An 18,910-nucleotide genomic window follows, 5' to 3' on the forward strand; every position below is an offset into this window, starting at 1 on the left:
CCCGGCACCGCACCCAGCCGTTCCTCAGACCCGGCCATCGGCCGACCCGCCCCCCCAGACCCCTTCTCTCCTCTACCCCTCTTCTCTTCCCCCCTCCCCCGTCCCGCCTAGCTTCGGACCACCCAGCGACCCTCCCCATGTCCGACGCCCGCCTCCCGCTCACCGACGCGCCCACCCACGGCGACCGCACACACACCTGCGGCGCGCTCCGCGAGGCCGACGCCGGCCAGACCGTCGTGCTCAAGGGCTGGGTCGACCAGCGCCGCAACTTCGGCGGGCTCAACTTTGTCGACCTCCGCGACCGCTACGGCATCACCCAGCTCGTGTTCTCGCCCGAGATCGACGCCGACCTCGCGGCGCTGGCGGAGCGGATGCGCGGCGAGGACGTGATCTCGGCGCGCGGCGAGGTCCGCGTCCGCGAGCGGAAGACCGACAAGCTGGCGACCGGCGACATCGAGGTCTACGTGTCCCACGTCGAGGTGCTCGCGACGTCCGCGCCAACGCCGTTCGTGGTGTCCGAGAACGACCCCAAGGCGACGACGCCGGGCGAGGAGACGGCCCTGACGTACCGCTACCTCGACCTGCGCCGCTCCAAGCTCCAGCGCAATCTGATGCTGCGGAGCAAGCTCTACCAGAGCACGCGGAGCTACTTCCACGACCACGACTTTATCGAGGTCGAGACGCCGGTCCTGATGAAGTCGACGCCCGAGGGCGCGCGCGACTACCTCGTGCCGAGCCGCGTCCACCCCGGCCAGTTCTACGCGCTCCCCCAGAGCCCGCAGACCTACAAGCAGATCCTGATGGTGGCGGGCATGGACCGCTACGTCCAGATCACCAAGTGTTTTCGGGATGAGGATCTGAGAGCGGACCGCCAGCCGGAGTTCACCCAGATCGACGTCGAGATGACGTTCGCGACCGAGGAGATGATCTACGGGATGGCCGAGGGGCTCATCGCCCAGATCTGGCGCGACACGCGCGGCATCGAGGTCCCGACGCCGTTCCCCCGGATGCCCTACGCCGAGGCCATCCGCCGCTACGGGTCCGACAAGCCCGACCTCCGGTTCGGCATGGAGATCGCCGACGTGTCCGACGCCGTGCGCGGCTCCGACTTCGGCGTCTTCGAGTCGATTCTGGACGACGGCGGCGCGGTCGTCGCCATCAAGGTCGAAGGGGAGGGCGAGCGCGGCCGCAAGCCGATGGACAAGCTGGACAAGGACGTGGTCCGCAAGCAGATCGGCGCCGGCGGCCTGTTCTACGCCAAGCTCCCCGCCGACGGGTCGGACTTCAGCCAGTCGGTCAAGGACGAGGTCTTCGCCCGCGACAAGATGCAGGCCGTCATCGACGCCGTCGGCGCGACGGCCGGCGACCTCGTCCTCGTGCTCGCGGGCCCGCAGCCGACCGTGTTCGAGCAGATGGGCGCGCTCCGGCTCCACATGGCGCGCGAGCAGGGCCTCGTCCCCGACGGCGCCGACGGCCCGTGGGCGTTCCTGTGGGTCACCGACTTCCCCCTCTTGGAGTGGGACGAGGAGTCGGGCCGGTACCACGCCGTGCACCACCCGTTCACGGCGCCGGCTGGCGCGGACATCGCCAAGCTGGCGACCGACCCCGGCGCGGTCCGCAGCCAGGCCTACGACCTCGTCCTCAACGGGTCCGAGGTCGGCGGCGGCTCCATCCGCATCCACCGCTCCGACGTGCAGAGCAAGATGTTCGAGCTGCTCGGCATCTCCGACGACGAGGCCCAGCGCCGTTTCGGCTTCCTGCTCGACGCCCTGAAGTACGGCGCCCCGCCCCACGGCGGCATCGCGCTCGGCCTCGACCGGCTCGTGATGCTCCTGACCGGGGCCACCAGCCTGCGCGACGTGATCGCGTTCCCCAAGACCCAGCAGGCGACCGAGCTCATGTCGTCCGCCCCCGACGTGGTCGACCCCGAGCAGCTCGCCGAGCTCCACATCGCGACGACCGCGAAGGCGCCCGCCGTCGACACCACGACCCCGCTCGCGGCCGACCCGGAGTAGCGGGGGCTGGCGCCAGCCCTGCTCGCGCCAGCCCCGCTCGCGGAACCGCCCGACGCTCCAAACCCGCCCTCCCCTCCCGGACGGGAGGGGTTGGGGGAGGGTGACGGGCAGGCCGTTTCCAGGCCCTGCTGTACGTTTCGACATGGGTCGCGAGCGATACACCAATCGGCCTCGGCGGAAGACCGTCCGCAAAGCACTACGCCGCCGCGCGACGCCAGCCGAACGGTGCCTGTGGCGGATCGTGCGCGACCGGCGCCTCGACGGGGCCAAGTTTCGCCGCCAGCATGGCGTCGGACCCTACGTGCTCGACCTCTACTGCCCGTCCGCCCGGCTGGCGGTCGAGATCGACGGGGCCGTTCACGATGACCCGCTCCGGGCGGACTACGACCGCGTTCGCGAGGCGGACCTCACTGCGTTGGGCATCCGCGTGGTCAGGTTTTCAAACCGAGATGTGATAGGTGCGCCCGAGGTGGTGGCCGAGGCGATACGCGCGCTGCTCCGCGAGCGAGATGCGTCGAGGTAGACCGGGACGCGGTGCCCGTCGCCCTCCCCCGGCCCCTCCCGTCCGGGAGGGGAGGTTTGTCTAGAGGTGTCCACGCCGGACCGGTGGCGTGAGCCGTCCTAGGGCGTCCCCTCTCCCCTCGGGAGAGGGACAGGGTGAGGGTGTCCGTCGCTGGCTCAAGCTCGCCGGCTGGCGCCAGCCCCTCCCGTCCGGGAGGGGAGGATCGGACGGAGGGATTGCCACCGCCCCCCGACGACCCGCCCTACAGGTCCGCGGGCGGGGTCCACTTGAGGACCGTCAGGCGGCCGTTGCCGTCGCTGCCGTAGACGTAGCCGGACGGACTGGGCAGCGTCGCGCCCCAGTTGCCGTCCATCGCCACGTCGTCGTGCTTGGGGTACGTGTCGTGGTGGGCGACGACCGTCGGGTTCGCCATGTCGTCGAGGTCGAGCACGTAGACGCCCGCCGTGTAGTGGCTCACGAAGGCGTAGCGGCCGCGGACGTGCGCGTTGTGCGCGATCCGGTTCGCGCCCAGCCACTCGCCGACCAGCTCCGGGTTCTCGAGGTCCTCAATGTTCCAGACCTTGACCGTCTTCTCGGCCGTCTCCTCCGTCGTGACGACGTAGCGGCCGTCGTCGGTCGGCCAGATGTTGTGGACGTAGCCGGCGTCGGGGACCGTCACGCGCGTCAGCAGGGCCGGTGCGGCCTTGTCGGACACGTCCCAGATCGAGAACGTCGGCTCGCGCCCCTCGGCCACGTAGAGGCGGTCCTCGAACCCGTAGATGTCGTGGACGCTGCCCACGTCGTCGATCTGCGCGACGACGACCGGGGCGACCGGGTCGGACAGGTCCAGGACGGAGACCGGCGAGCCGCCCGAGCTGAGCACGTACGCCGTGCCCGTCGCCGTGTCGATGGACAGGTTGTGCGACGACACGAAGGCGTCGCCCGGCCCGCGAATCACGGCCACCTCCTCAGCGCTCTCGGGGAGGTTCGACAGGTCGATGATCTGCAACCCCTCGTTCGGCCCGTACGCCTCGGTGACGACGTAAGCGTAGTCGCCGTACGTCTTGATGTCGCGCCAGTACCACCGCGCGTCGAGCGTCGGGCCCGGGATGCGGGCGACGACCTGCATCGACGGGACGGCGACGATGCTCACGCCCTCGATGTCGCCCATGATGGCGTACTCCGCGCCGTCGGGCGCGACGTAGCCCCACACGTCGGAGCCGCCGGTCTCGAGCGTGTCGGTGTCGATGGCGGGCAGCATCACCTCGCCGACCAAGTCGAGCGTCTGGGCGCTGGCGGAGGCCGTCAGGGCGAGGGCGAGAAGGGCGGCGCGAAGCATGGCGGGGCGGGTGGTTCGGGGGACAGAGTACGCGGTACCTGGCGCCCGCTCCAAGCGCTCGGCTGGCGACCTCACCTCCTCTACGCCTCCTCTCCTCTCGTCCCCTCCTCCCCCCGAGGCGGCAAGGGGGCGCGGTAGCCGACGACCAGCATCAGCACCCCGACCGTGACGAAGGCGACGACGCGGACGAACGCGTCGGCTTGCGTCAAGTCCACCAGGAACAGCTTGGCGACGACGAGCGCCAGCACGCCGGCCCCGAAAAACCACAGCGGCCGGCTCGCGCGGCGGACCGCGACGACGGCGAGCGCAAGCGCCAGCACGGTCCACGCGACGGCGAGTGCGGCCTGGGCCGTCGGCGAGGCCCACAGGGCGTCGAGGTCGTACGCCACCGGCGTCACCGCCGCAACCGCGCGCAGCGTCGCAGCCGTCAGCGTGCCGAATCCGAGCGCGCCGGCGGCGACCGCAAGCGGGACGCGCCCGGCCTCCGACGCCCGCCATGCGGCGACCAGGGCGAGCACCGCCGCGACGCTCGCGAGGTCGGCGGGGTTGAATAGGGGGAGCGTCGCGAACGGCGTCGCGGCGCCATCGCTGCCCCACGAGCCCACGAGCCAAAGGCCGACGGCGACGACCAGCCCGCCGACCGACGCCGCCCGCTCGCGAGCGTCCGCCCACCGTGAGGGCAGTGCGAGCGCGCCGACGAGCCCGGCCGAGAGCACGGCGAGCACGACGGCCATCGCCCACGCCCCCTCGGCCGCATCGTCCACGAGCGCGCCGAGCAGGTACGCCAGCACCGCCGGCGCCAGCCAGACGGCGGCCACGAACGCCGAGCGCCGAAGCGGGTGCTCGCGATTGACCGCGAGGGCCGCGACGGTCGCCCCAGCGAGGGCCAGCCACCCGACGCCGCGCCACGCCTCGAGGGGCTCGACGTCCGCAAAAAGGGCACCGACGAGGAGCACCCAGCCGGCGGGGACGACACCCAGCGCGGCGGCCTCCAGCCCGCGCCAGCGCAGCGCGCGCCCGAGCGCCAGGAACAGCCCGCCCGACGCCGCCGCCGTCCCGAGCAGGCCCGCCAGCCACAGCCGCTCCGGCAAGAGATCCGTCGTGTGGACCGTCGCCGTGATCGTCCACCAGACCAACGCCGCCGCCAGGAACGCCCGGCCGACCACGAGTTCGAGCCGCTCGCGCTGCGCCTCCGTAAACCCGAGCCAGTCGCGGCCTGCTGGCTCAGGCTCCGAACCGAGCGCACCCGCCTCAGACAACGTTCCCTCTCCCCCTGGGAGAGGGACAGGGTGAGGGGACCCGACGCTCGCGACAACCGCCCGCGGGCGGAGCACGAACGCCGAGAGCCCCAGCCCGACCGCCACGATCCAGCCCGTCAGCGTCGCCGCTGTGAACGTGGTCGACGGCGCGAGCACGCCCTCGCCAAAGAGTACGACGGCCGCGGCGCCCTGGAGCGCCAGCCCCGCCGCCCGCATCCAGCCCTTCCGCTGGCGCGCGCCGACCCAGACGAGCCCGGCGCCCTCCAGCACCCAGACCGCCCCGACGACCACGCGCTCGAACGCGAGCGGGAGGGCGAGCGTCGCGAACGCCAGCCCGATCGCGAGCGACGCGTCCGCCAGCAGCCGCACGCCGGGCCGTCGCCGCAGCAGCGCCGCGCCGACGAGGTAGACCGCCGCCAGCGCCGCCGCGCTCCACGCCCGCCCGTACGGCACGACGCCCTCGACCAGCCCGGCCTGCAACACGAACGTCGCGGCCGGCAACCCGAACACGAGCGCGCCGTCGACCGCGAGCGCCCGCTCCTCGGCCCCGTGCCGCGCCGAGCGGACGGCGAAGCGGACCGCGAGCGCGAGGTAGATCGCGAAGCTGACGACCACGAACGGCTGGACACTGGCGTACAGCGCCGGGGTGTACGCGAGCCCACCCCACAGCCCGCCTGTCACGAACGTCGCCACGAACCCGACAACGGCGACCGACCGCCAGCCGCGCGCCCACGAAACGGCGAGCACGCCGAGGTTCAGCAACGCGTAGTAGCTCAGCAGCAGGAGGTGGTTGCCGTCGGGCGTGCCCGCGAGCACGGGCGCCGCGAACCCGCCGGTGACGCCGAGCACGGCCAGCCCCGGGGCGTCTTGCGCCAGCGCCAGTCCGCCGCAGACGACGGCCACACCCGCCATCAGCACGATCGCCGCGAGCGACGGGATCAGCCCGTACAGCGCGTACGCGGCGTAGACGGTGAGGTACAGCACGGCCACGCCGCCGCCCTGCAGCGTCAGCCCGAAGCCGGGCGTGCCGGACCTCAGGCGCCAGCCGAGCGCGATGAGCCCGGCGCCAACCGCCGCGAGCACGAGGAGCTGGATGCCGGTCCCGAGCAGCTGGATCGCCAACCCGAACCCGACGAACAGCACCAGGACCGCGACGCGCGCCAGCGGGTTGCCGCCGGTCGCAAACGCCCACGCGCGCTGGAGCGGGGGCGGCAGGCGGTCGACCGACCACTCGCGACTCGGCACGGGCGGCGGCGCCATCGCGGGCGAGGTCGCGGCCCGGCGGCGGCGGCGCTCCTCGGGAGTGGCCTTGACCGCGGGCGGAGCCGCCCCGGACCCCTCCCCGGGCGTGTCGACCGGCTCGCGGCCCCCGTCGCCGGCCGGAAGGTCGAGCACGGGCAGCCCCTGGGCCTGCGTGCGCACCATCCGGGCCACGGCCGCTTCCAGGCGCGTGATCCGCTCGCGGTCGCGCACGCGGAGCCACGCCAGCACGCCGACCGCCAGCACCAGCCCGGCGACCAAGGGATCGCCGTCCGAATACTCGACCGCCAGCGCGACGGCGACGGCAATGGCGACGAGGAGAGCGAGGAGTCGGAGCAGGGCCATGGCCGAAGCTAGACCCCGTCCCGCCAGCCGGTCGGAGGGGGCGGGGGGCGCCCGGTCTAGCTTGCGCCCTCCCCCTCCCCCACCCGATGCGCCTCCTCCTCGCCACGCTCCTGCTCGCGCCCGCCGCGCTCGCCCAGTCGCCCGCGCCCGCCGAACCCTATGCCGCTGCCGCCGCGCGCATCCTCGATGCCGCGCTCGCCGACAGCGCCGCCTATCAGCGGATCGCGTACGCCGCCGACACCTTCGGCCCGCGCTTCACCGGCTCGGCCGCGCTCGAAGGCGCCGTCGACTGGGCCGTCGCGACGATGCGGGCGGACGGGCTGGAAAACGTGCGCGCGCAGCCCGTCGCCGTGCCCGTCTGGGTGCGCGGCGCCGAGTCGGCCGCGCTCGTCACGCCGACGGGCGAGGTGGCCCTGCCGATGCTCGGGCTCGGGGGCAGCGTCGGCACGGGCCCGGACGGGCTGACGGCCGAGGTCCTCGTCGTCGACTCCTACGACGACCTCGCCGCTCGCGCCGACGAAGCGGAAGGCCGCATCGTCTTGTTCGACGTGCCGTTCACGACGTACGGCCAGACCGTCGGCTACCGCGTCGGCGGTGCCGATGCCGCCTCGGCCGCGGGCGCCGTCGCCAGCCTGGTCCGGTCCGTCGGGCCGATCGGCCTGAGCACGCCCCACACGGGCGTCATGCGTTACGGCGACGGCGTCCGGCCCATCCCGCACGCCGCGATCACCGCCGAGGCGTCGGCCATCTTGCGCCGCATGCAGGACCGGGGCGACACGCCGACGGTCCGCCTCACGATGGCCGCCGAGACGCGCGCCGACGGGCTCAGCCACAACGTCATCGGCGAGGTCGTCGGGCGCGAGCTCCCCGGCGAGGTCGTCATCGCAGGCGGGCACTACGACTCGTGGGACGTCGGCCAGGGCGTCCACGACGACCTCGCCGGCACGCTCGTGTGCTGGGAGGCCGTCCGCCTCCTCAAGGCGCTCGGCCTGCGCCCGCGCCGGACAGTCCGCGCCGTGCTGTGGACGAACGAGGAGAACGGCCTGCGCGGCGCCCAGGCCTTCCGCGACTCGCTCGGGCCCGACGTGTCCCACATCCAGCTCGCGCTCGAGAGCGACAGCGGCCTGTTCGAGCCCGTCGGCTTCGGGTACGGCGGCTCGGCCGCCGGGCAGCAGATGCTCGCGGCGATCGTCGACCCGCTGATCGCCGGGGTCGTCGCGCACGACGCCCAAGCGGGCCCGGCCGGCGTGACGCTCGGCGGCGGCGGCGCCGACATCAGCCCGATGATGCGCGACGGCGTGCCCGGCCTGAGCCTGCGGACCGACAACGGCGACTACTTCCTCTACCACCACACGCCCGCCGATACGCTCGACAAGCTCGACCCGGCCCACGTCCAGCGCGCCGTCGCCATGACGGCGATCCTCCTCTACGTCGCCGCCGAGATGCCCGAGCGGCTCCCGCACGGGGAGTAGGGCTCAGGGGACTCCCGGGATGCGCGCGCCAGCGGCTCGGCGGCCGAGCGCGGCGCGTAGGCCCGGCCCCTTCTGCCCGCCCCATGCGCCTCCGTCACCTCGGCTACGCCTGCATCAACACCGCCGTCGGCACCAAGTCCCGGACGGTCCGGCTGGCGAACCTCCGCACGGAGGCCGTCATCCCGGTCGTCGTCCAGAACCTCGACGACGTGCTCGCGGCGCTCGAGTGGAACGTCGCCCGCGACTTGCGCTTTTTCCGCGTCTCGTCGGACCTCATCCCGTTCGGCCCGCTCGACGCCTTCCCCTTCGACTGGGCCGAGGCGTTCGACTGGCAGTTCCGCAAGATCCGGCGGCTCGTCAAGGCCGAGGGGCTGCGCGTGACGAGCCACCCCGGCCAGTACACGGTCCTCAACAGCCCCCGGCCCGAGGTCGTCCAGAACTCGATCGACGAGCTCGACTTCCAGGCCCAGGTCCTCAAGCGGATGGACCCGACGGGCACCATGACGCTCCACGTCGGCGGGGCCTACGGCGACAAGCCCGCCGCGCTCGACCGGTTCGAGGCCGCCCTCGAGCGCCTGAGCGACGACGCCCGCGCCCGGCTGGCGATCGAGAACGACGACACCACGTACACGCTCGCCGAGACGGTCGGGCTGGCGGAGCGGACCGGCCTGCCCGTCATCGTCGACCTGTTCCACCACCTCCTCAACCCGTCCGGCGCGACGGCCGACGACGGGCTCCTCGACCTGATGGAGCGGGCGATGGCGACGTGGGGACGGCGCGCCCCCAAGCTCCACCTCTCGTCGCACAAGCCCGGCACGCGCACCGGCCACGCCGACTTTCTCGACATGGACGACGTCGACCGGCTGACCGAGCTGATGGACCAAGTCGGCGACCCCGACGCGCCCTACGACCTGATGCTGGAGGCCAAGGCGAAGGAGCAGGCCGTGCTCGAAGTCCGCCACTACCTGGCCACGGGCGAGCGCCCCGACCGCCCGATCCCGATGGAGACGGCCGCCGAGGCGGAGGCGTAGCGCAGAGCCCCCGCGCAAGGGGGAGGAAAAGGGCGTGAGGCCCCTCAACGGACCGGGCCGCCGGCGCTACAGCCCCACGCCGACGCGCACGAGGAAGACGTTGACACGCGTCTTCTCCGACTCGATCTCGGTGTCGCGCAAGCCGGTCAGGTCGATGCTGTAGCGGCCCTCGACGAACGCGCTCGGCCCGAACAGCGGGAGCCCGCCCTTGACGCCCGCGCCCACGTTGACGACCGTGTCGACGTTCTGGCGGTTGAAGGTCCCGGAGAGCGTCTGGAAGTCGTCGAGCGGGAACCGGAATTCGGGGCCTACGAGGCCGTAGAGCTTCACGATCGGCGTCGGCGTCTGGATCTGGAAGTCGATCGGGACGGTGACGAAGCGGATGCCCGGGCTGGCGCCGTCGACCGAGACGGCGTCGGCGAAGTCGCCGGCCCACAAGTAGTAGACGCCTGTGCGGGCCGAGAAGAAGGGGACGCCGACGTCGGCGAACAGGCCGAGGTGGTAGCCCGTCGACCGGTCGAGGCTGAGCGAGCGGGCGTCTTCGAGCGACGAGAAGTTGACGCCGCCCGCGAGGCCGATGTCGACCGAGGGGATCTGAGCCGAGGCGGGGGCGGCCAGGGCCAGGACGAGGAGAAGCGAGAGGAGGCGCATGGGGGGACGAGGCAGGGTTCACGAGAGGAGCCGCCGCTGAGACCCCCGTCGTATCGTTCGGGTCCCACCCCGGCTCTCCCCACGTCCATGGCCCGCTTCCCCCTCGCCCTCGCCGCGCTCGTCCTCGTCGGCTCGCTCGCCGGCTGCGGGATGCTCAACCCGTTCGGCAAGCCCGACCTGACCGTCCTCGAAGTCGCCGGTCGCTACCGCGTCGTCGAGTTCCGCATCGACCCCGTCAGCGAGGCCGTCCGCGACCGCGACCTGCTCGGCGACGTGCTCTCGCGCGACGCGACGCTGCTGCTCCGCGAGGACGGCACGGCGGCGATGGAGGTGCTCCGCGGCGAGCGCGTCGACGAGACCCTCTCGGGCGGCGCGTACACGGTCTCGGGCCGCACCGTCACCGTCCGCTTTTCCGACGCCGACGCCCTCGGACGCTTCCTGCTGCCCGCCGAGATCCGCTTCGACGGCGACGGCCAGGAGCTGTCCTCGGAGATCTTCCGCGAGGGGCTCAACCTGGAAGACATCTCGGGCGACTACCGAGGCATCACCCGCGCCGACGCGACGCTCCGGATCCGCTTGCGCGAGATCGGGTAGCGATTCCAGCCTACAACGTCATCCCGCACCCGTAGGGAAGGCGCCCGCCAACGGACGTGAGGGATCTCAGCACGAGCGTCCAGCCCGTCCTTCCGTCGGTCACGTCTCGGAGGCTCTTGCTGAGATCCCTCGCAAGCTCGGGATGACAGGATTGAGGGCTGACCGCTCTCCCTCGGGGAGTGTGAGGCGGGGTGAGAGGCCACACGCCGAAGCCCGCGCCGGCCCTGCCTCCGCGTAAGGCGACCGTCGGCCGCCCCGTCTCCCCTCGCCTTTCGCGGACCCCCGACCGTCCCCCCGCGTTGGGCGCCTCATGACCATCGGCATCACCTGCTACCCGACCTTCGGCGGCTCCGGCGTCGTCGCCACCGAGCTCGGCAAGGCGCTCGCGAATCGGGGCCACACGGTCCACTTCATCGCCTACGCGCTCCCGCTCCGGCTGGAGCACATGGTCGAGCGCGTGTTCTTCCACGAGGTCCGGGTCGACACGTACCCCCTCTTCGAGTACCCGCCGTACGCGCTGGCGCTCGCGAGCAAGATGATCGACGTGGCCAAGCACGAGGGGCTGGACCTGCTCCACGTCCACTACGCGATTCCCCATGCGACGAGCGCCGTGCTCGCGCGCGACATCTTGCGAAAGTCCGGGCTCACGATCCCCATCGTGACCACGCTCCACGGGACGGACATCACGTTGATCGGCAAGGACCCCAGCTTCAAGCCCGTCGTCGAGCACGCCATCGACGCGAGCGACGGGGTGACCGCAGTGAGCGACTGGCTCCGCAAGGAGACCTACGACTCGTTCGACGTGTCGGCCGACATCGAGGTGATCCCCAACTTCGTCGACACGGTCCGCTTCGCGCGCCAGCCCAAGGACCACTTTAAGCAGGCGATCGCGCCGGACGGCGAGAAGCTCGTCGCCCACATCTCCAACTTCCGCAAGGTCAAGCGCGCCCCGGACGCCGTCGAGGTCTTCGCCAGGCTCCACGCGGGCGGGGCGTGGCCCGAGGGGCATCCGCGCCACGGCGAGCCCGGCGGCGTCAAGCTGCTGATGGTCGGCGACGGGCCCGACCGACAGGCCTCGGAGGCGAGGGCTCGCGAGTTGGGCGTCTGGGCGGACGTGCGGTTTATCGGCAAGCAGGAGCCCGTCGAGGAGATCTTGTCCATCGCCGACCTCTTCCTGATGCCGTCCGCCTCGGAGACGTTCGGTCTGGCGGCGCTGGAGGCCATGGCGTGTGGCGTCCCCGTCATCTCCTCGGACGTCGGCGGCATCCCCGAACTCAACGTCGACGGCGAGACCGGCGCGCTCCGCCCCCTCGGCGACATCGACGGGATGACCGAGGCCGCGCGCCGCATCCTGACGACGCCCGACCTGCACGCGACGATGGCGACCGCCGCCCGCCGCCGCGCCGTCGAGCACTTCGATCTGGAGAGCGTCGTCCCGCTCTACGAGGCCTACTACGAGCGCGTCCTCACGGGCGAAACCGTCGCGTAGCGCGTGCGATGGATTGTGGCGTACGGTCGGCCTCGCAGTTGCGGAGGCCTCTCCCACACGTCATCCTGAGCGAACGCGGAGGATCTCAACGCCAGCGCGACAAGTCTTCGGGACCGGATGTCAGGGCTCGCGGCCTCGCGTCCAGATCCTTGGCTACGCCGACGCTTCGGGTTCGCACGCTCAGGATGACAAGGTGATGGAGCAGCGTAGATCACACGCTCTCAGCCCCGACAACCGCCGTGAAGGGGCCCGGGAGGCGACGTGGAGGCCGGGTGGTTGGCCTGTCCCCGCTCGATGGGGTAGACTTGGCTCCGTGCGATTCGTCTGCCTCCTCGTCCTCGCGCTCGCCGCGACGGCCGCCACCGCCCAGCCCGCCGCTCCGTCGGCGGCGGCGATCGTGGCGCCACCCGACACGGTGGCTGCGCTCGCGGGCCGCGCCGAGCCCGTCGTGTGGTCGCCGACCCCCGCGCTCATCGTCGTCGCCGCCGACTCGGCCGCGCTGGCGGCGCTCGCGGTCCCGGTGGCTCCGCTAGAGGTCGCCGGCGTCCACCTCGCGACGGGCACCGCCAGCTACTACGGCGAGCGCTTCCGGGGCCGCCGCACTGCCAGCGGCGAGCGCTTCAATCCCGACGCCCTCACGGCCGCGCACCGGACGTTGCCCTTCGGCACCCGCTTGCGCGTCGTCAACGAGCGCTCCGGGCGGAGCGTCGTCGTCCGCGTCACCGACCGGGGCCCCTTCCACGGCTCGCGGATTTTGGATTTGTCGAAGGCGGCGGCCCGCCGGATCGGGATGGTGGCCTCGGGCACCGCCCGCGTCCGCATCGAGCGGCTCTGACGCTCAGCGGAGGATCTGGAACTCGAGGGTCCGGTTGCCGGAGCACTGGCCCCGGGGGCAGCCGGCGGTCCCGCCATGGGCGGCCCGCGCCCACCGCCCGTCCCCGAGGTCCTCGAGGTACCCGTTGACCTCCGCCCCGAGCGGGCTCCGACTGACCACGGCCCCGTCGTCCGCCGAGAGGACCAGCGCGACGTAGCGGTACACCACGCCCGGCGGGGTCGGGTCGAAGTGCCGGGCCCCGACCTCTAGGTACCCGTCCACCACGCGGGCGTCCGTCACGCGGACGAGTTCGCCGAGGCGGCCCCAGCCGGCCACCTGCCGCTCCCACGCGACGGCGCCGTCGGGACCGAACCGGACGACGGAGAGGGCGGCGTCGTCGGGGGTCCGGCCGTAGAGCCAGTCCCCGGCGCCGCCGAGGGCGAGGGCCCCGCCGTCGGGGAGGGCGCGGACGGCCTCGAAGGCCCAGGCCGTCACCCCGTCCCACGGGATCGTGGTGGTCCACGCGACAGCGCCGCTGGGGCCCAGCCTCACGGCCACGCGCTCCCGCCCGATCCGCGATCCACAATACGTGCCCTCCGTGCACCCGGCGACGAAGGCGCCCCCGTCGGGCGCCAGGTCGAACGCGCGCCACACCCCGCCGGCCGGGACGGGCGCGGACCAGAGCGTGCCGCCGGACGCGTCGATCCGCGTCCACATCCCGGAGGTCGTCGTCCGGAAGGAGCCGTCGTCGAGCGCGCTGACCCCGGTGCCCGCGGGCAGGGCGGCGATGTCGCGGCGCTCACCGTCCGGGCCGAACCACACGAGCGTCGCTGACGATCCCTGCGGCCCGGGCCTCGTTGCGTAGAAGCCGCCCACCGCCGGCCGGAGGTAGCGGGGGACATCGGTCGAGTCCGTCCGCACCAGGGTCCCGCTGGCGTCGAACTCGTGGATCCGTGGCGAGCGGCACTCGAAGGACTCGTAGACGAGGACGTGTCCCGCCTCGATCCCCACGACGGACGAGTCCCAGACATCGAAGGTCGACCGCGCGGGGCACTCGACCAGCGTCGTGCTCACGGCGACCGTCGTGGGGACGCGGGCGGTCGGCGGCGTCGCCGGGGGGGGCTCCGTTGGAGGAGTCGGAGGAGTCGGAGGCGGGACGTCGGGGCCCGGGACGACGGTGTCGCAGCCGGCGAACAAAAGCCCGACGCAGGCGAGAAGTAGATATCTCATGAGGTGTTCCTATCATTTATTCGTGTGTGTCCAAGGTAGGTGAGGACTCCGAAATCGTCCTAGTCCATCTGGCCCATTCGAGGGAAACGCACCGGGCCCCTCGTCGGGCCGCCCGCGCCCCGCCGCCCCGCGGATCCGCTCGACCGCGCCCCCCCTGGGACCCGCCAGCGGCCACGGCCCCTGCGCTCGGGCCCGCCCGCCTCGGTGCCAGGCGGGGCTACTGGTCCGCTGTGAGCGCCCGGATCTCGTCGTCGAGCCCCGTCATCTCCCACCGCGCCAGCGAAATCGGGATGCTGTCGATGGCGTGGAGACGGTCGAAAAAGGCGCCGAGAGGAAGCGCCTCGCCACGCGCGGCGGCGAGACGCGTGGCGTCCGCCAGCGTCCGCTCCAGGAGGTACTTGCCGGTCACGTAGCTCGTCCCGTAGCCGGGCTGGCGGAGGTAGAGGTGCTGCTCGAAGATGAGCAGCTCCGGCTCGGTGCTCATCCAGCCGCGCGGCGTACCCGTCACGTGGACGCTGCCCGCCTCCTCCATCGTCATCTCGTTGGCGTGCGCGTAGAGCGAGCCCAGCCCGCGCGCCGCGCGCTGCGCCAGCAGGACCCACACCAGCTCGCGCGAGCGGGGGCTGTCGTCGTAGAGGCCGGCGTGCATGAACATCTCTTCGACGCCGGTCGCCGTGCCCTCGTTGCGGCTGTCCCAGATGTTGTAGAGGAGCGGCCCGCGCACGGGGCTGGGGTGCGGCGTCGTGTCCATCCGCGCCAATTCGAACCAGTGGACAAAGTGGGTGAACAGCGGGAGCGGGTCGAGGTGGGAGGTGATGAGGAAGAAGTTGCGCCGGTCCTCGGGCACGAAGCTTCCCACCTTCTCGCGCAGCGCCGGCTCCATCTCGCCCGTCACCGTCATCACGTCTTGGTCGTCGAGGAACGCCATGAACCGCTGGACGGCGTCTTCCGCCAGCGCGTCGTACTCGGCGGGCGTCGAGGCCGCGGAAAGCGGCGCGAGGTCGCGGTTGCGGTGCTCCTCGAGCGCCAGCGACGCCCACGCCCGGTCGAGCTCGCGCTTGAGGAGGCGGACCTCGTCCTCCCACGTCAGCGGCACGAGGTGGACGTTCTGCTGCCACCACGTGTAGTTGTTCTTCCCGATGCCCGACGGCCCCGTCTTGCTCGGCGCTTGGGCCTCCAGCCACGCCACCAGCGTGTCGGTCGCCGCTGCCGCCTCGGCGATCACCGCCAGCAGGGCCTCGCTGCCGCCCTCCCGGCTCGCCTGCTCGCGCACGCCATCGAGGATTGTCCGCTGCGTCCGGATGTTGCGGATGCCCGCGATCCACAGCTCACGGGCATTGCCGGTCAGGTTGAGCTGCGCTTGCGCCATCAGCGGCGCGATCACGCCCAGGTCGGCGATCAGGCGCTCTTCTTCGAGAGGCGAGAGCGGGAAACTGTACGTCCACAGCTCCGTGACCGCGTGGTGCGTCGGCCCCTCGTGCGCGGGCACGTCGCTGCGGTACGGCCAGACCGACTGGTAGAACGCGGGGTCGCGCGCCCACGGCATCAACACGCGCTGGTTGAAGTCGTACCCGTTCATCTCGGCGCGGACGAGGTGCCAGTCGACCTGCGAGGGGATCGCCCAGCCCGTCGTGTCGAGGCCGTCGAGCCGGGCCCGCAGCGCGCGGAAGCCCGGCTCGCGAGCGGCGAACGTGGAGGCCGTGTAGTCGGGCGCCCCGTCGCGCATCGGCGGCCGCTCAAAGGCCCGCCAGTCGGCGAACAGCGCCAGCAGGTCGTCGTGGGAATCGGGGCCGGACGGGGCGGCGGCGGCCGAGGCGGTCAGCAGCAGCAGGGCGATGGGGAGCGCGAGCAGCAGGCGCGAGACGGGACGGATCGAAGACGACATGCGGGCGGGAGTCGGAGACGGACAGGCAGGATACCCGCGACGCCGTCGACGGCCCCACCGCCGACCTGCTGGCGCCCGCCCAGGGCTACCCCTCCGCCAGCCGCTGGAGCATCGCCGCCAGCATCGCCCGCGTGCCGACGGCGATCGCCGCGTCGTCGGCCACGTAGTCCGGGCTGTGCGGCATCCCGACCGTCCCCGCCTCCGGATTGCTGACGCCCAGGAAGTACATCACGCCCGGCGTCAGGGCCTGGAACGAGCCGAAGTCCTCGCTGAAATAGGGTACGGCGCCGGGGACCACCCCGACGGCGATGTCCGGGGCGAGCGCGCCGATCCCCGCATTCGCCACGGCCACCAGGCTCTCGTCGTTCGTCACGCCCTCCATCAGCCGCTCGTCGTACGCCACGTCGAGCACGACGCCAGGCAGGTCGAGGGCGTCGAGCGCCGCCAGCACCTCCGCCTTCGCGCGGTCGCGGTCGGCGGGCCCGGCCGTCATGATCTGGCCCCGCACCGAGGCGTCGCCGCCGCCGAACAGTTGGACCGTCACGAACCCGGCGGGCGCGATCTGCCCCGGGTTCTGCGGCGCGAACGTGCCAACGCTCGCGACCGCCGCCCGCACCTGCGCCGCCGCGTCTCCGAGGTCGCCGTTGCCGGAGAGCGCGACGGACAGCCCTGCTCGCCCCGCCATCATCCCGCCCGCGACCGTCGCCACCTGCCCGACCGGCATCGGCGCGGTGTGGACGGCGAAGATGGCGTCCGGCACCGGACCGTCGAACGCGCCATCCGCCAGCATGGCCTTGGCGCCCGTGCCCCGCTCCTCGGCGGGCTGGAAGACCAGCATCACCGACCCGGCCAGGTCCTCGCGCACCGCCGCGAACGCCTCAGCCAGCGCCACCCCGATCGTCGTGTGGACGTCGTGCCCGCAGATGTGGCGCACGCCCGGGATCTCGGACCGGTACGCGACGGGGTCCGGCGCGCCCGATCGAACGGCGTCGAGGTCGGCCCGGAACGCCACCAGCGGCCCGGGCCGGCCGCCTTCGAGAACCCCCACCACGCCGTGCCCGCCGACGCCGGTGTGGACGTCGAAACCCAGCGCCGTCAGCCGCGCGGCGACCAGCCCGGCCGTCCGCTCTTCCTCGCCCGAGACCTCCGGGTGCCGGTGGATGTCGTGCCGGAGCGCCACCAGGTCGGCCTCGTGCGCCTCCACGTGCGCCGCCATGCGGTCGAACAGGTCGGCTTGGGACGGGGCCTGGGCCTCGGCGCAGAGCGCCAGCCCGGCCAGAGCGACGAGCGGAAGGGTGCGAAACAGCATCGGGACGTGGGAAGCGGAGCCGGGCCTACCCGGCCCAAGACCCCGGAGTTACGCCGCACTAGGGATCTCGCTGATCTCCAGCAGATGCCCGTCGGGGTCGCGGAAGAAGGCCCGAATCTCCCCGCCCCGGTCGACCGGCGGCGCGAGGAACGCCGCTCCGCGAGCCCGGAGGGTCTCATATGCGCCGTGGCAGTCGGGCACCCGCACCGTCAGCTGATGGCTCACCCGGTCCGGGTCGGCGGGCGGGGCGAAGGTGACCGTCGGCTTCCCCGGCGTCGGGCCGCCGCCGGTGACCAGCAGGAGCCACGTGCCCTGAAACTTCAGCACGGCCGAGTTGCCGCCGTACTCCCGAAAGACCTCGGCGCCGAGCACGTCGCGGTAGAAGTCGCGCGAGCGGCCCACGTCGGCGACGACGAGCAACTGAGTCAGGGCCACGTCGGGGGTCGGGAAGTCGTCCATGGGTCGGTGCGGGGGTCGCGAGCAGAGTACGGGGCGCGCGGCGAACAGCGCCCGGGACCCCGGCACGGCCCGCGCGTTCAGGTCTCTCCCCCACCCCGCCGCCGTGGAGCCCGTCCGCAACCTGATCTCCAAAAAGAAGCCGGCGTACCCGGTGAGCGACCACCTCGTCGAGTACCTCGACAAGTACGGCCGCCGCGCCACCGGCGGCGTGAGCTACGACGACCTGACGCGCCACGTCGGCCAGTTCCCGCTCTACGACGAGCACGGCGACGACACGCTCTGGAGCACCGTTTTCTTCGGGCCCACCGAGCAGACGGAGATCCACGACGGCTTGCGTCTGACGTACGCGCTGCTAAAGTCCGCCGGCGACCTCTCGACGGTGAAGCACCTCTACGTCGACCGCATCGACCTCTGCCTCTACGGCAACACGCTCCCGTACCGCATCCGGATCGTCAACCGGCTGAACGAGAACTTCGACTACTTCTACGTCAAGCGCGCCGACGCCAGCCGGGTCTACGGCCTGGAGCTGGAACACATCCTGAGCCCCAACGCCGTCAACTTCCTGGTCCGCGTCGACGGCCCCGACCTCCGCGACCAGACGATCGTCGAGGAGCACATCATCGGCCTGCCCGGCGACGCCTTCATGCGCGAGCAGCTTCCCGACAACCGGTTCGACCAAGTGCGGCTGGCGAAGGAGTTCGTCAAGTTCAACGAGCGCTGCTTCGTCCGCCTGCTCGGCGACATGCACGCCGGCAACTGGGTCGTCGACATCACGCCGGACTTCGAGAAGCTCCACTTCCGCATCCGGGCCATCGACTTCGACCAGCAGAGCCACCACCCCCGCAAGCAGGTCTACCTCCCCCAGTTTTTCCCGCCCAACAACCCCATCATCCAGTTCGGGCTGGACCTGCTCACCGAGACGACGGTCGACCAGTACCAGCGCGAGGAGCGGGCGCTCATGGCCGGGCGCTTGCGCGTGACGCACCGCCGCTACTCCCGGCTGATGGCCGTCATGCGTGAGGACCTGATCGCGCCGGACGCCTTCGTCCGGGCCCTCGCCGAGGGCCTCGCCGACCACTACGGCGAGCCCGCCTTCGGCGACGCCTCTACGATGGGCGAACTCGTCAGCCTGTCCCTCGCGCTGCTCCAGGCCCGCGCCGAGCCCGCCAGCCTCAAGCTCCTGTCCGGCTCGACGGCCGCCGACGTCGCCCACCACGTCGGCGGTCGCGTGGCGTAGCCAACGGACGAGGCATGGG

At 72.4% G+C, this 18,910-nt stretch carries 15 protein-coding genes; 8 read left to right on the top strand and 7 right to left on the bottom strand.

The features are described 5' to 3' along the window. Positions 1-137 precede the first annotated feature (137 nt). Both aspS and ACLII4_RS16505 read left to right on the top strand, forming a co-directional pair. Positions 138-2,015: an aspartate--tRNA ligase gene (aspS, locus tag ACLII4_RS16500; RefSeq protein WP_412068489.1), complete on the top strand. Its 1,878-nt coding sequence runs from the start codon at positions 138-140 to the stop codon at positions 2,013-2,015. A gap of 142 nt (positions 2,016-2,157) precedes the next feature. Next, on the top strand, positions 2,158-2,538 hold the full coding sequence (locus tag ACLII4_RS16505) for an endonuclease domain-containing protein (protein WP_412068490.1): 381 nt from the start codon (positions 2,158-2,160) through the stop codon (positions 2,536-2,538). A gap of 241 nt (positions 2,539-2,779) precedes the next feature. Here ACLII4_RS16505 and ACLII4_RS16510 read toward each other — a convergent pair whose 3' ends face one another. Beyond that, positions 2,780-3,856 carry a choice-of-anchor B family protein gene (locus tag ACLII4_RS16510; protein ID WP_412068491.1) on the bottom strand — a complete coding sequence of 359 codons (1,077 nt, stop codon included), beginning with the start codon at positions 3,854-3,856 and terminating at the stop codon, positions 2,780-2,782. A gap of 80 nt (positions 3,857-3,936) precedes the next feature. Beyond that, on the bottom strand, positions 3,937-6,720 hold the full coding sequence (locus ACLII4_RS16515; protein ID WP_412068492.1) for a DUF2339 domain-containing protein: 2,784 nt from the start codon (positions 6,718-6,720) through the stop codon (positions 3,937-3,939). 86 nt (positions 6,721-6,806) lie between these two features. Between ACLII4_RS16515 and ACLII4_RS16520 the strand changes: the two genes are divergently transcribed. Together ACLII4_RS16520 and uvsE are read left to right on the top strand one after the other, a co-directional pair. Further along, positions 6,807-8,192 (top strand): M20/M25/M40 family metallo-hydrolase, encoded by a 1,386-nt coding sequence (locus tag ACLII4_RS16520; RefSeq protein WP_412068493.1) that lies wholly within the window; start codon positions 6,807-6,809, stop codon positions 8,190-8,192. 83 nt (positions 8,193-8,275) lie between these two features. Beyond that, positions 8,276-9,223 (top strand): UV DNA damage repair endonuclease UvsE, encoded by a 948-nt coding sequence (gene uvsE / locus ACLII4_RS16525; RefSeq protein ID WP_412068494.1) that lies wholly within the window; start codon positions 8,276-8,278, stop codon positions 9,221-9,223. Between the two features lie 66 nt (positions 9,224-9,289). Here uvsE and ACLII4_RS16530 read toward each other — a convergent pair whose 3' ends face one another. Beyond that, entirely contained in the window at positions 9,290-9,874 is a 585-nt protein-coding gene (locus tag ACLII4_RS16530; RefSeq protein WP_412068495.1) for an outer membrane beta-barrel protein, read from the bottom strand. Between the two features lie 87 nt (positions 9,875-9,961). Between ACLII4_RS16530 and ACLII4_RS16535 the strand changes: the two genes are divergently transcribed. The 3 genes from ACLII4_RS16535 to ACLII4_RS16545 all read left to right on the top strand — a co-directional run bounded on the left by ACLII4_RS16535 (position 9,962) and on the right by ACLII4_RS16545 (position 12,792). Then, the gene (locus ACLII4_RS16535; protein WP_412068496.1) at positions 9,962-10,468 is read left to right on the top strand and encodes a hypothetical protein; all 507 of its coding nucleotides are present in this window, start codon (positions 9,962-9,964) and stop codon (positions 10,466-10,468) included. Between the two features lie 310 nt (positions 10,469-10,778). After that, positions 10,779-11,957 carry an N-acetyl-alpha-D-glucosaminyl L-malate synthase BshA gene (gene bshA, locus ACLII4_RS16540; protein ID WP_412068497.1) on the top strand — a complete coding sequence of 393 codons (1,179 nt, stop codon included), beginning with the start codon at positions 10,779-10,781 and terminating at the stop codon, positions 11,955-11,957. A 313-nt stretch (positions 11,958-12,270) separates the two neighbouring features. Further along, a complete protein-coding gene (locus ACLII4_RS16545; protein WP_412068498.1) occupies positions 12,271-12,792 on the top strand; it encodes a septal ring lytic transglycosylase RlpA family protein in 522 nt (173 codons plus the stop codon). Between the two features lie 3 nt (positions 12,793-12,795). Here ACLII4_RS16545 and ACLII4_RS16550 read toward each other — a convergent pair whose 3' ends face one another. From ACLII4_RS16550 to ACLII4_RS16565, 4 genes are all read right to left on the bottom strand, one after another. Beyond that, on the bottom strand, positions 12,796-13,845 hold the full coding sequence (locus tag ACLII4_RS16550) for a hypothetical protein (RefSeq protein ID WP_412068499.1): 1,050 nt from the start codon (positions 13,843-13,845) through the stop codon (positions 12,796-12,798). A gap of 373 nt (positions 13,846-14,218) precedes the next feature. Continuing rightward, positions 14,219-15,886 (bottom strand): hypothetical protein, encoded by a 1,668-nt coding sequence (locus tag ACLII4_RS16555; protein WP_412068500.1) that lies wholly within the window; start codon positions 15,884-15,886, stop codon positions 14,219-14,221. Positions 15,887-15,971: 85 nt separating this feature from the next. Beyond that, the gene (locus tag ACLII4_RS16560) at positions 15,972-17,195 is read right to left on the bottom strand and encodes a M20 metallopeptidase family protein (protein ID WP_412068501.1); all 1,224 of its coding nucleotides are present in this window, start codon (positions 17,193-17,195) and stop codon (positions 15,972-15,974) included. A 48-nt stretch (positions 17,196-17,243) separates the two neighbouring features. Next, positions 17,244-17,654 (bottom strand): VOC family protein, encoded by a 411-nt coding sequence (locus tag ACLII4_RS16565; protein WP_412068502.1) that lies wholly within the window; start codon positions 17,652-17,654, stop codon positions 17,244-17,246. A 103-nt stretch (positions 17,655-17,757) separates the two neighbouring features. Between ACLII4_RS16565 and ACLII4_RS16570 the strand changes: the two genes are divergently transcribed. Beyond that, a complete protein-coding gene (locus tag ACLII4_RS16570; RefSeq protein WP_412068503.1) occupies positions 17,758-18,891 on the top strand; it encodes a hypothetical protein in 1,134 nt (377 codons plus the stop codon). The last annotated feature ends 19 nt before the right edge of the window (positions 18,892-18,910 follow it).

The organism is Rubrivirga aquatilis (assembly GCF_046845665.1).
Classification (GTDB): Bacteria; Bacteroidota; Rhodothermia; order Rhodothermales; family Rubricoccaceae; genus Rubrivirga.